The 13262-nt window shown below is 41.2% G+C and carries 12 protein-coding genes; 10 read left to right on the top strand and 2 right to left on the bottom strand.

Translation table 11 applies throughout. The annotated features are described in order from the left end of the window. Nucleotides 1-11: 11 nt before the first annotated feature. From nuoH to CKW03_RS19075, 7 genes are read left to right on the top strand one after another with little or no spacing between them, the layout of a single operon-like run. Nucleotides 12-1049, top strand: coding sequence for an NADH-quinone oxidoreductase subunit NuoH (gene nuoH, locus CKW03_RS19105; protein ID WP_093099573.1), 1038 nt, complete (start codon nt 12-14; stop codon nt 1047-1049). An 11-nt stretch (nt 1050-1060) separates the two neighbouring features. Further along, a complete protein-coding gene (locus CKW03_RS19100) occupies nt 1061-1585 on the top strand; it encodes a NuoI/complex I 23 kDa subunit family protein (protein WP_093099572.1) in 525 nt (174 codons plus the stop codon). A 3-nt stretch (nt 1586-1588) separates the two neighbouring features. Further along, a complete protein-coding gene (locus tag CKW03_RS19095) occupies nt 1589-2095 on the top strand; it encodes an NADH-quinone oxidoreductase subunit J family protein (RefSeq protein ID WP_093099570.1) in 507 nt (168 codons plus the stop codon). Beyond that, on the top strand, nt 2088-2417 hold the full coding sequence (gene nuoK, locus CKW03_RS19090) for an NADH-quinone oxidoreductase subunit NuoK (RefSeq protein ID WP_093099568.1): 330 nt from the start codon (nt 2088-2090) through the stop codon (nt 2415-2417). Before CKW03_RS19095 ends, nuoK begins: the two co-directional genes overlap by 8 nt. A gap of 31 nt (nt 2418-2448) precedes the next feature. Next, on the top strand, nt 2449-4371 hold the full coding sequence (gene nuoL / locus CKW03_RS19085; RefSeq protein ID WP_093099566.1) for an NADH-quinone oxidoreductase subunit L: 1923 nt from the start codon (nt 2449-2451) through the stop codon (nt 4369-4371). 18 nt (nt 4372-4389) lie between these two features. Beyond that, entirely contained in the window at nt 4390-5838 is a 1449-nt protein-coding gene (locus CKW03_RS19080) for a complex I subunit 4 family protein (protein WP_093099565.1), read from the top strand. A 20-nt stretch (nt 5839-5858) separates the two neighbouring features. Next, entirely contained in the window at nt 5859-7244 is a 1386-nt protein-coding gene (locus tag CKW03_RS19075) for an NADH-quinone oxidoreductase subunit N (RefSeq protein ID WP_093099563.1), read from the top strand. Between the two features lie 118 nt (nt 7245-7362). Here CKW03_RS19075 and CKW03_RS19070 read toward each other — a convergent pair whose 3' ends face one another. Further along, nucleotides 7363-7833 (bottom strand): hemerythrin domain-containing protein, encoded by a 471-nt coding sequence (locus CKW03_RS19070; protein WP_093099562.1) that lies wholly within the window; start codon nt 7831-7833, stop codon nt 7363-7365. 93 nt (nt 7834-7926) lie between these two features. Beyond that, on the bottom strand, nt 7927-9135 hold the full coding sequence (hmpA, locus tag CKW03_RS19065) for an NO-inducible flavohemoprotein (RefSeq protein WP_093099560.1): 1209 nt from the start codon (nt 9133-9135) through the stop codon (nt 7927-7929). A 175-nt stretch (nt 9136-9310) separates the two neighbouring features. Between hmpA and CKW03_RS19060 the strand changes: the two genes are divergently transcribed. The 3 genes from CKW03_RS19060 (at nt 9311) to CKW03_RS19050 (ending at nt 13146) form a co-directional block, all read left to right on the top strand. Further along, nucleotides 9311-9757 carry an RrF2 family transcriptional regulator gene (locus CKW03_RS19060; RefSeq protein ID WP_236736537.1) on the top strand — a complete coding sequence of 149 codons (447 nt, stop codon included), beginning with the start codon at nt 9311-9313 and terminating at the stop codon, nt 9755-9757. A gap of 97 nt (nt 9758-9854) precedes the next feature. Next, nucleotides 9855-12374 carry a DUF5686 family protein gene (locus CKW03_RS19055; RefSeq protein ID WP_093099556.1) on the top strand — a complete coding sequence of 840 codons (2520 nt, stop codon included), beginning with the start codon at nt 9855-9857 and terminating at the stop codon, nt 12372-12374. Nucleotide 12375: 1 nt separating this feature from the next. Next, nucleotides 12376-13146: an enoyl-CoA hydratase/isomerase family protein gene (locus CKW03_RS19050; protein ID WP_093099555.1), complete on the top strand. Its 771-nt coding sequence runs from the start codon at nt 12376-12378 to the stop codon at nt 13144-13146. The last annotated feature ends 116 nt before the right edge of the window (nt 13147-13262 follow it).

Genomic DNA, 13262 nt, shown 5'->3' with positions numbered 1-13262 from the left:
AAATAGGGAAGATGGAAACGGCCTTTATTTTAGAGAAATTAATCTTAGTTGTCATCATATTCGTGGTTACCTTGGTCATTGCCATGTATTCCACGTTAGCTGAGCGTAAGATTGCGGGTTTTATGCAGGATCGCCACGGTCCGGATAGAGCTGGCGCATTTGGTATCTTACAGCCTTTATGTGATGGTGGTAAATTCTTTTTCAAAGAAGAAATCATTCCTGCGGGAGCACATAAAACCTTATTTATTTTAGGGCCGACCATAGCCATTATTACAGCCTGTATCAGTTCGGCGGTAATTCCTTGGGGGCAAACCTTGACCATTGGTGACAAAGCGATCAGCTTACAGGTTGCCGATGTGAATATCGGTGTCCTTTACATCTTTGGGGTTATTGCTCTTGGTGTTTATGGGATCATGCTTGGTGGATGGGCATCGAACAACAAGTTCTCGTTAATGGGAGCGATTCGTGCGGCTTCACAAAGTATCAGTTATGAAATTGCCATGGGTCTTTCCTTGATCGCTTTATTAATGGTGACCGGAACGCTATCCATTGGAGAGATCGTAGCACAACAATCAGGATTTGTAAACTGGAATATCTGGGTTCAGCCTTTGGGATTCCTGATCTTTATGACCTGTGCATTTGCAGAATGTAACCGTGTACCATTTGACTTGCCAGAATGTGAGACTGAGTTAGTTGGGGGATACCATACGGAATATTCATCCATGAAATTGGGTCTTTATATGTTCTCTGAATACATCAATATGTTCGTGTCCTCATCATTGATGGCAGCATTGTATTTCGGGGGCTATAATTTTCCATTTATGTATGATCTGGGTCTTTCAGAAAACTGGATCACCATCATTGGGGTATTGGTATTCTTTGCGAAGATATTTGGATTCATCTTCTTCTTTATGTGGGTAAGATGGACCTTGCCGCGTTTCAGATATGACCAGTTGATGAATTTAGGCTGGAAGATGTTGATTCCATTGGCCATTGCCAATATCGTTTTGACAGGGATCATTACCATCGTTAAAGATACTTACTTTTAATCGGGAGAGATATGCAGTCGTTATCAAATAGGAAAAAAGTATTAGAACAAAAGCCGATGAACTTTTGGGAGCGCATTTATTTGCCTGCTATCGCCAAAGGTCTATCGATTACCATAAGGCACTTCTTCAAGAAGATCCCTACCATTAAGTATCCGGAGGAAATCAGGCCTTATTCAAAGAACTTTAGGGGACAGCATTCCTTGAAGCGTGATGAACAGGGCAGGGAGCGTTGTACAGCATGTGGCCTATGTGCCTTGTCTTGTCCTGCAGAAGCCATTACGATGACTGCTGGAGAGCGCAAGAAAGGGGAGGAGAACCTGTACAGGGAAGAGAAATATGCAGTTGTTTATGAAATCAACATGTTGCGATGTATCTTTTGTGGACTATGTGAAGAAGCATGTCCGAAAGAGGCAATTTACCTAGACGGTAAACATGTTACTGCAGATTATTTACGTAAGGATTTCATTTATGGTAAAGACAAGTTGTTGGAACCAAAGTTTGATATCACCAAATTATCTCAAAATCAGCAAGCATAACCTATGACCATATTTTATTTTGTAGCGTTTCTATCGATATTCTTTGCGTTGATGACCATCTTCACGAAGAATCCCGTACATAGTGTACTCTACTTAGTTATCACTTTTTTCACCTTTACCGTGCATTATATCCTATTGAATGCGCAGTTTTTGGCCGTAGTTAATTTTATCGTTTACATGGGGGCGATCATGGTATTATTCCTGTTTGTCCTGATGTTACTGAACCTGAACAAAGATAGCGAGCCTATGAAATCCCATTTAGTGAAATTTATGGGAGCGATAGCTGGAATGTGCCTATTGGCCGTATTCTTAGGTGCTTTTAGGGTATTGGAATCTAATAATGAGTTTGTAAAGGGCCATGAAGATATTGGTTTGGTAAAGAACCTGGGCAAGGTATTGTTCAAGGACTTTTTATTACCATTTGAATTGTCCTCCATCCTGTTGTTAACTGCGATGGTTGGAGCTGTATTATTGGCAAAGAAAGAAACACGAGCGAAACAAAATGGGTAGTTTAATTGAAAATTTGCAGGGTATTCCCCTGAATCATTATTTGATATTCTGTAGCATCATCTTCGTGATCGGTGTGATCGGGGTATTGATTCGCCGGAACGTCATTATTATCATGATGTCGATTGAGCTGATGCTCAATTCGGTGAATCTATTGTTGGCTGCGTTCTCCGCTTATCGTGGGGATCCTAGCGGACAGGTTTTTGTGTTTTTTATTATGGCTTTGGCAGCTGCAGAGGTTGCGGTCGGTCTAGCGATAATTATTATGGTTTATAGGAATACCAAATCAGTGGATATTGATTCCCTGAATAAACTGAGGTGGTAAAAATAGATAAGAATTTTAGAGAGAATTGTATATGAAAGAATTCATTTGGATGCTCCCCTTACTTCCTTTATTAGGATTTCTGATGATTGGACTGCTGAGAAAAAGCACGCCAAGACCATTGATTTCAATTATTGGATGCGGAACAATCCTCATTTCATTTTTACTAAGCTGTGGTTTATTCAAGGAGGTTTATGATGCAAGACAAGCTGGGGGTGATGGTGTTATTTTCCAAGAAGTATTCAACTGGTTTACGGTAGGAAGTTTTAGTTTCAATATTAGTTTTTTGGTTGATCCATTGAGTTCAATCATGTTATTGATCATTACGGGAGTTGGATTTTTGATCCATCTGTACTCTGTAGGATATATGGCAAATGATGAAGGTTTTGGTAAATACTTCTCGTATTTAAACCTGTTTATCTTCTTTATGTTGCTTTTGGTATTAGGATCCAACTATTTGGTGATGTTCATCGGTTGGGAAGGCGTAGGCTTATGTTCTTATCTATTGATCGGATTCTGGTTCAAGAACAGCAATTATGCGAAGGCAGCGAAAAAAGCTTTTGTCATGAACCGTATCGGTGATTTAGGGTTCTTGATCGCCATGTTCTTTATCTTGGCCAATTTTGGTTCTTTAGAATTTCAACAGATATTTCCTGCTGCCGGACAACTGGCAATGGGCGATACGTCTTTATTGATCATTACCTTATTGTTATTTGTTGCAGCAACAGGTAAATCGGCCCAGATTCCATTGTTTACTTGGTTGCCAGATGCGATGGCAGGCCCGACGCCAGTTTCGGCCTTGATCCACGCAGCGACGATGGTAACTGCTGGTATCTATATGATCGCCCGTTCAAACATCATGTTCACATTATCTCCGGTTACCATGGAGGTTATTGCGATCATCGGTGTGGCAACGGCTTTGGTTGCTGCATTTATTGCGATTACGCAAAATGACATCAAAAAAGTATTGGCATATTCCACGGTTTCTCAACTGGGATATATGTTTTTAGGTTTAGGTGTTGGAGCCTTTACCGGAGCGTTTTTCCATGTGTTGACCCATGCATTTTTCAAGGCCTTATTGTTCTTGGGTGCGGGTTCCGTAATCCACGCGATGAGCGAGGAGCAGGATATGCGAAAAATGGGAGGCCTGAAAAAGTACTTGCCAATCACCTATGCAACGATGTTGATCGGAACGATAGCTATTTCCGGGATTCCACCATTGTCGGGTTTCTTTTCAAAAGATGAGATATTGGCACATGCCTTTGTTGCCAGTCCGATCTTTTGGGCGTTAGGTTTTATTGGAGCCTTATGTACCGCATTCTATATGTTCAGATTGTTGTATCTGACCTTCTTTGGTAAATTCCGTGGAACGGAGAACCAGAAACATCATTTGCATGAATCACCTAGCTCAATGACTATTCCATTGATCGTATTGGCTATTCTGTCGGTATTGGGTGGATTAATCAATATTCCTGAGGCATTATTCGGAGGCGCATGGTTGGCTAACTTCCTAAGTCCGGTATTTGCACAAACTAATCAGGTAGTGGAACCATTCCATCTATCACATAGCACAGAGTTTGTTTTAATGGGCGCATCAGCATTAGGTGCCATCATTATGGCTTTCGTTGCTTACAATAAGTACATTAAAAAATCAGATATTCCCGGGGCCGATGGTTCAGCAGAACAAGGCGGACTATATAATCTATCTTACCATAAAATGTACATCGATCAATTGTATGACACCTTATTTGTTCGTCCATTGAATGGACTGTCCAAATTCTTGCACACTGTTGTTGAAAAGACCGGTATCGATGGATTAGTCAATGGAATTGGCGAATTGTTTGTTTCTTCAGGGAAGGGCATTCGTCAGATCCAGAGTGGGAATGTTGGGTTTTATATATTTATGATGGTGATCGGAGTTATTGCTTTCATGCTTTATGGATTATTTACAATCTAGATCAGAATTTAGGAATCAATGGACAACCTTTTTATACTGCTAATTTTACCTGTAATAAGTGCTATTATTTTAGCCTTTATCAAGAACAGCTCTGCTAAATGGGCTGCATTGGTCTTGTCACTTATTCAATTAGGCTTAACAATTCCTTTCATCTGTACGTTTGTGCCTGATGCAAGTATTCAGTTTGCACAATCTTGGAACTGGATATCGAGCTTGGGGATTCAATTCCAGATAGGCTTGGATGGTATTAGCCTTCCTATGTTGATCTTAACAAATGGCTTGATCCCTTTAATCATCTTGGCAAGTTTTGGCCATGAGCAAAAGGGAGGATTCTATGGTTTAGTTTCCTTTATGCAGGCTGGATTGGTATTGGTATTTATCTCATTGGATGCTTTTTCATTTTATGTAGGTTGGGAAGCAGCTTTGATCCCAATTTACTTTATCTGTGCATTGTGGGGAGATGGAAACCGTATCAAAATAAACTTGAAATTTTTCGTATATACCTTCTTCGGGAGCTTGTTGATGTTGATTGCGATTATCTATCTATATCAACAAACAGGCGGAAAGGATATGTCATGGGCAACCTTGACTCAATTGGACCTGACAGATGCTGCTCAACGTTGGGTATTCTGGGCGTTCTTTATTGCTTTTGCAATTAAGATTCCTTTGTTCCCATTCCATTCATGGCAGCCAGATACCTATACTCATGCATCTACAGCAGGTACCATGCTTTTGTCGGGTATCATGTTGAAAATGGGTCTGTTTGGTCTATTGCGTTGGTTATTGCCTTTAGCACCTGAAGCGGTTTCTCGATATGGCAATATTGCATTGATCATGGGAATCATCGGTGTCGTTTATGGAGCGATCATCGCTTTCAAAATGAAAGATGCTAAACGCTTGATTGCTTACTCTTCTATTTCACACGTGGGTCTTATTGCCGCAGGTGTTTTTTCATTGACCCAAGAAGGAATGCAAGGAGCAATCCTGCAAATGATCAATCACGGTATTTCTGTTGTTGGTCTTTTCTTTGTAATCGATGTTATCCAGAGAAGGACAGGAACCAGGGATCTTGCTGAGCTAGGTGGTTTGGCGATTAAAATGCCTATCCTGGCGGTGACTTTCTTGGTGATCATCATGGGTGCAATCGGATTGCCACTAACAAATGGTTTCATTGGAGAGTTCTTATTGTTAAAGGGAATTTTCGGTAGTGGCGATAGTGGCGTTTGGTATGCTGTTCTTGGTGGTACGACCTTGATTTTTGCAGCAGTTTATATGTTACGTCTGTATCAGAAAACCATGTTAGGTCAGATCAATGACAATCAGACCCAGGTAAAGGATATTTCTGGCTATGAGGTGGTCTTATTATCGATCATTGTCATTCTAGTTATTTTAATAGGTGTTCTTCCGAATAGTTTATTACATCTTTCAGAGGCATCAGTTTCACAGTTATTACAACAAATTAAATAGTACGAGTTTAAAGATATATTATGGGTGCGATTATTACGCTTTCTTTGTTAGGTATTCTGCTTTTGTATTTAGGCTTGTACAAAGCTAAAAATGCATTACTGCCTGTTAGTATATTAGGCTTGTTGGTTGCCTTTGGGTTTGAAGCCTATTATTGGAATGTCCAGGCAGAGCCTTTATATAGAGGAATGGTTATTTTTGATCATTTTTCCCTTTCTTTTTCGATGCTATGTATAGCATTGACCATTCTGATCCTGTTATTGTCGAAAGAGTACTTTAAGTCTATTTCGGACAATATCGCAGAATACTATTCGTTGATCTTATTCTCCTTAACGGGTGCTATATTAGTTTGTTCTTACCATAATTTCGCCATGCTGTTTATCGGTCTAGAGATTATGTCGGTAGCCTTGTATATTTTGGCGGGGATCAGAAGGACCGATAAGGCATCCAATGAAGCTTCGTTGAAGTACTTCTTGATGGGGGCTTTTTCTACTGGTTTCTTGCTGTTCGGTATCACGCTATTATATGGATCAACTGGTTCATTCGATTTAGCTGTGATCAAACAATATATTATCGATAATCCAACAGACATTTCACCAATGTTCTATGGTGGTATCTTGTTATTGTTAGTTGGGTTGTGCTTCAAAGTTGGTGCTGCTCCATTCCATTTCTGGACTCCAGATGTATATGATGGTGCTCCTATATTGATCACGATCTTTATGAGTACCGTGGTGAAGATTGCTTCATTTGCTGGCTTCTTAAAATTGTTCAGTACCGTCTTGGTTCCATTGAATGAGTTTTGGACTCCGGTTTTATTGACCGTGGTGATCATTACCTTGTTTATAGGAAACGTGACTGCGCTTATGCAGACCAGTTATAAGCGTATGCTGGCTTATTCTAGTATTTCGCATGCTGGATATATGCTTTTTGCAATCTTGTCGATCGGTCCAAATTCAACTTCAGGAATCTTAACTTATTCAGCAGCTTACGGGTTGGCTTCGATTATTTCTTTTGGAGCATTGATCTTGGTGAAACGCCAAGCTGGATCGGATAGTTTTGAATCCTTCAATGGTCTAGGTAAAAGAAGTCCGTGGTTGGCATTCTGTATCACGATTTCTATGCTTTCATTAGCAGGTATTCCGTTGACAGCAGGTTTTATCGGTAAGTTTATGATGTTCTCCAATGTTATGAATGATTACCATACCGTACTGTTGGTTTTGGCAGCAATCAATGCTGCAGTTGGTGTGTATTACTACTTAAGGGTAGTGGTTCATATGTACTTCATGGATTCTAAGGAAGAGGTGACCGTTAGCATGCCGATTAATTTCCAGATCGTATTTGTTCTTTCCGTAATTCTGACTTTTGTGTTGGGAGTTTATCCGGATGCGTTGATTTGGTTAGCTAAATAGACATCAGACAATGGACATAAGACCTGGAGAATGGGTTTTGATGTCCGATAGAAGATATAAAGTAAAAAGGTCAGGATATCCTGACCTTTTTGTATTGATGTGTAGTTGTTGAAGATTTTTAGGCTTTGGTATTCCAGAATTCGTCTTCCCAAGCCATATCGTTTATTGGATGTTCGTGTTTAAGGCTGATATATTCCATTTCTTCATCGGTAGCTATGCTCTGAATGAGAGGGAACAGCTGTCTTTCTTCCATTCTGATATGGGATTCCATTTTTTCTTCAATTCTGTTGAGGGATTTGACGGTATGTGGCTCATTCAATATCAGTCTTTTTATAGCTCTATGTTCAGCAATAGCTTCGTTTGCAAGTTTGTTCTCAGAACCAAGGATTGGAAAAACATATTTCTCTTCAATATTGAAATGATGGGAGATCTGTTGATGCCAAGCATTGATCAAGAAGTTGCCGATACGGTCAGGGTCGATGTTTAGTTCCAGGCCGCGTCTTATCTTCCAACAAATCAAAAGGGAGAAATGATGTTCCTTACTAAGAGGCCTTAATGCTGGATGTCTTTTCAAAGGTCTAGTTTCCATGGTTCCAGTTTTTATGGTGATTCTGTTCTATAGAGGCACCCAGATCAACCGGGTGCCTATTTTCAAGAGCTGAACTCTTGGGCTACAGATTTATTAATTTAAAGACAGGGATGCTGGTCCAAATTCTTCGAAATGGATCGCTTCTGTGTCAACGCCCGCATCTTTCAGGAATTCATAATGTTTGCGGATAAAGCCTGCAGGGCCACATAAATAGTAGTTGGCTCCATTCAGCAATACCTTATCCTGAATCTCTTCGAGATTGACAACGCCAGATGTTGCATCAGCGCTTTCTTTTTCCAATTGTTCATAGAATAGATGATTCTGCAATGATGGATTGATGGCTGAAAGTTCCTGTAATCTATCTTTGAAAGCATGGACCTGTTCATTTCTACATCCATGGACCCAAACGATCGGTTGTGTACTGTTTTTATTGAGAATCAATTCCTCAAGCATGGCCAATAGAGGAGTCTGTCCGATTCCACCACTGATAAAGACTTGTGGATTGTTGTTTTCCTTTTGGTTCAAGACAAAGTTACCTGATGGTGAACTAATTTCGATCTTATCACCTACTTGGATATGGTCGTGCAATCTATTGCTGATCATGCCGTCGGGGTGTTTACTGCCTTTTTCTTTTTTAACAGAAATACGGTAAAACTTGCCGTTTGATGAGCTTGAGATACTGTATTGGCGAGGTTGGATCAGGTTTAATTCTGGTAAGAACAGCCTAACACTGATATATTGACCAGGTAAGTGGGCAGCGATATCTCCCTGATCGGTTGGATACAGGTAAAATGAGGTAATCTCTTGGGATTCCATTACTTTATCTCTGACCTCAAATGGCCTCCAACCGGTCCAGCCTCCTGGTCTATTTACTTTTGCTCTGTAAAGAGCGTTTTCATGACCGCTCATGATATCTGCCAATTGGCTGTAAGCAAGGGTCCATGCTTCTAACAGTTCGTCCGTAGCTGCATCGCCAAGAACTTCTTTAATGGAAGAGATCAGATGGTTTCCGACGATCTGATAATGTTCAGGGCGGATGTCTAAACTGGTATGTTTATGGCCAATATGGTCAACCACGCCTAAAAGAACCGACGGATTTTCAATATTTTCGGCATAAGCCAGCACTGCCATAGCCAAGGCCGTTTGTTGTTTCCCTGATTGTTGGTTGCCCATGTTGAAGACATGTTTAAGTTCAGGGTTGTGCTGAAACATGCGGTTGTAGAAATAGCTTGTTAATAATACTCCGTTTTCTCTCAAGACTGGTACTGTCGCTTTAATTAATGCTATTTGATTCTCTGTCATTACGTTGATAGTTTTCTAGTTTCTTATTTAAATTGAATTAAATTAAAACAAAGATAAAAAGAATAAAAGAGTTTTTTGTCCTTTATTAAGTTTCTGACATAAGAATGTTGTAGACGAGGGCGGGTAAAGAATAGGGCTCATTCTCAATTTTTATCCCTAATTTTGGAGAATGGGTATGTTTTCAAAGTCAACCGAGTATGCCATTCGAGCAGTCTTTTATATCGCTAAGTCCACACAACTTGGTAGAAAAGTGGGTATAAAAGAGATTGCCAGCAATATACAATCACCTGAACCCTTTTTGGGGAAGATCCTTCAGGAGCTGAGCAAGGGTGGTATTGTGAAATCTGTAAAAGGTCCCAATGGCGGGTTTTACCTGACTGAAGTTGAGATGAATAAGAGATTGTCGGAGGTAGTCAAAGCAATCGATGGGGATGATATTTTTATCGGTTGTGGCATGGGCTTACCGCAATGTTCCGAGGAACATCCATGTCCTTTGCACAATGAGTTTAAGGCCATCCGTTCGGAATTGGCAAGGATGCTCAACAGCATTACCCTGGGTCAGTTCAATGATGAGCTTATTCTGGGCAGCTTAAAACTGAACCGTGTTGATAAGAATCAATAATAAATCCATCGGTCCACAACATATTTTGCCCCCTTTTTTCGTTTAATAATTTGAACTTTCACAACAAATTGTATCTTTATAAAGTTCAGGTTTTATTATGAGAAGTGCCCCTTTCTTCTATTTTTTGTGCGCATTTGTATCGGTCCATTGCTTCACGGTTAACCTTTCGTTGGCCCAAACTGTCATTTCTGGCAAAGTATTGGATAAGGACAGCAAGCAGGCAGTTGCAGGGGCGACCATTCTGGATTTAGATACCAAAAGGGCAACTTCTGCAGATAATAAGGGCTTCTTCAGTTTGAGTTTGGATTCTCGGTCCAAACAGATTGAAGTCCGTGCCCTAGGCTTCAGGACCCTGATCGCCAATATCCCTGATTCACTTACCAATCTCGTCTTTGAATTGACCCATGATTCCAATAAGATCGAAGCAGTCTCCATTAGCCATAAATCTAAATATCGTAACAGGAACAACAAAGCGGTCGAGTTGATCGATTTGGTGATAAGACATAAACATCAAAACAGGTTGTCTGGAAAGGACAGTCTGGAGTTTGATCAATATGATAAGCTTAAATTCGGTTTTATTGACCCTAAGGTTTCCAATAAACAGGGAATGTTGGGACTGGGCTTTCTGTTCGGGAACATCGATAGTACCAGTTATGAAGGGAAAAAGCTGCTTTCCCTGTATTTGGAGGAGAGCAATGCAAAGGTCTATGGAAAGAAGGATCCCCCGAAATTTAAAAAGATAATAACCTCCCACAAAAAGACCGAGTTTGATAGGCGATATGTCAACAACCCCAACATCCAGGAATTCCTGAACTACATGTTCCAGCAGGTAGATGTTTATGATGAGAGTATCTATATCCTGAACAAGCAGTTCTTGAGTCCAATCGCAGATAACGGTAAACTGTTCTATAAGTATTATATCACGGATACTATCTTCAATGAAGAAGGATATTTTATCCAATTGAAGTTCGAACCAAGGAATAAAACGGATCTATTGTTCAATGGTATTCTTCAGGTAAGTATGGATGGCACCTATGCTGTTAAGAAAGCTAACCTCAAGATCAATGAGGAAACCAACCTTAACTGGGTAAAGGAAGGGGAGATAGTTTTTCATTATGAGAAAGACAAAACAGGGGTCATGTTAATGGACAGCACCCGGACTTTTCTGACTTTCGGAATTCGAAAGGGGGAGACGGTTTTTGCTGATCGCATAAGTATTAACGACAATTATCGCTTAGGAACCAAGTTCCCGATAAATGTTTTTTCAGGTCCACCGACTGAGATACTTCCCCAAGCAGACATAACCATCCCGAATCGACCAATTGCGTTGAACAACGCGGAACAGAATACGTACAGGAACATTGAAACGCTAAACCAGAAAAAGAGTTTTAAGACCGTTTTGGCTTTAGGCTACCTGTTGTCCCAAGGTTTCTATAACCTTGGGATGTTTGAGATAGGTCCGCTGGAATATCTGTACAGCCAAAATAATATTGAGGGGAACCGTTTCAGGATAGGGGGCAGGAGTACGCAAGCATTGACAGACAAAGCGTATTTTGAAGGTTATGTCGCATATGGATTGGATGATGCCCGATTGAAGTACTTTCTGAGATCTGCCGTTTCCCTGAACGGTAATTCGGTGGTGACTTTTCCAGCCCATTATATTGAAGGATCTGTTCAGAACGATATAATGGAGCCAGGTCAACAGATAGGTTTCTTAAAAGGGGATAGTTTCTTCAGGTCCATTCGAAGGAATAGACCTACAAAATGGTTTGATACCCGCGCTTATCAATTGCAACATGTTGTAGAATTTGGAAACCACTTCAGTGTTACCACTGGATTCACGCATAGAAACCAGAATACGGTTGGAGATTTGCGATTGATCAACTCAGGAAACCCAGAGGCGTTGCTGACCCATATCCAGAGCAATGAGGCACATGTGGACTTGCGATGGGCACCTTTTGAGAAATTCTATTATCGCAACTTAAATAGGAAGACCATCATTGAAAAACATCCGGTTTTCAACCTGACCTATACCCATAGTCTGGATGGTTTCTGGAATACGACCTATGCCTATGACAAGCTGACTGCTGCAGCTTCCAAGCGCTTCTTTTTAAATCAACTTGGTTTTGCAGACCTCAGGGCAGTTGGGGGTAGAATATGGGGAACCCTACCATACACAATGTTGGAGTTACCGAACGTAAAACAGCGTGAAGACCGACATGAAATCGATTTCGACATGATGAACCCCATGGAATTTGTTGCCGATAGTTATTTAAAGGTTGGGGTATACCATCAAATGCAGGGATTCTTATTCAATAAGATTCCATTGATCAAGAAATTGAATTTACGAGAGGTATGGGGAGCTCAGATGTTCTATGGTAAATTAAGTGACCAAAATAACCCGTATATTAGTAATGATGTGGTTGAATTCGACCGCAATAAGGAAGGAGAGATCTTGACAAATGTTCCTAATGGACAGCCTTATTGGGAGGGTACCTTGGGAATTGACAATATCCTAAATGTTCTGAAGGTTGAATATGTGAGGAGATTGAATTACAATGGACTTCCCAATGTCAGGAGTGAACGAGTAAGATTTTCAATCAATATTAATTTTTAGTATGAGCTATCAAAACATTACGCTAGAGATCAAGAATAAAACAGCCCAAATTACCATTAATCGCGAAGGCAAATTAAATGCCTTGAATCGCGATACTATTGCGGAACTGAAGGATGCAGTAAGCCGGGCTGAAGCTGATGGGTCCGTCAGGGGGCTGATATTGACCGGTGCAGGGGAAAAGGCCTTTGTTGCCGGTGCGGATATTAAGGAGTTCCTTGGCAAGAGCAAAGAGGAGGCAGAGGCGATGTCGAGGTCCGGGCATGAACTTATGAATAAAATTGCCAACCTTTCCAAGCCTGTGGTTGCTGCAATCAATGGTTTTGCGCTGGGGGGAGGGCTGGAACTCGCTTTGGCCTGCCATTTCAGGGTAGCGTCCTCTACCGCCAAAATGGGGCTCCCTGAAGTTTCCCTAGGTCTGATCCCTGGATATGGAGGGACTCAGAGGCTACCCGAGCTTATCGGCAAGGGGAGGGCTCTGGAACTGATCCTGACAGGCGAGATGGTCGACGCCAAAGCGGCGTACGGATGGGGCCTTGTAAGCTCGATCGTTGATCCTGATCTTCTTATTGACCAGTCCCAAAAACTCCTTGAAAGAATCTATTCCCGATCTGCTTCTGCAGTATCTGCGGCCATCGTAGCGGTAAACGGCAGCTCCCAGGGAAAGGTGGAAGGATACGGGCTAGAGATCCGGACCTTTGCCGAATGTTTTGTTTCCGAGGATTTCTCTGAAGGACTGAGTGCATTCACTGAAAAGAGGAAGCCAAGGTTCTGAGCAGTCCTTGCTGAGAAATCCATTTGTTTGCCTGATCCTTCGAAAAAAGCACCGTAAATATGGAGGTGGGGCAATTGGGGTTCGCAGGTGCCCAAAGTGAAATAACCTTGAGGTCC

It is taken from the genome of Sphingobacterium mizutaii (assembly GCF_900187125.1).
Classification (GTDB): Bacteria; Bacteroidota; Bacteroidia; order Sphingobacteriales; family Sphingobacteriaceae; genus Sphingobacterium; species Sphingobacterium mizutaii.
This window is presented reverse-complemented; position numbering and strand designations above follow the sequence as displayed.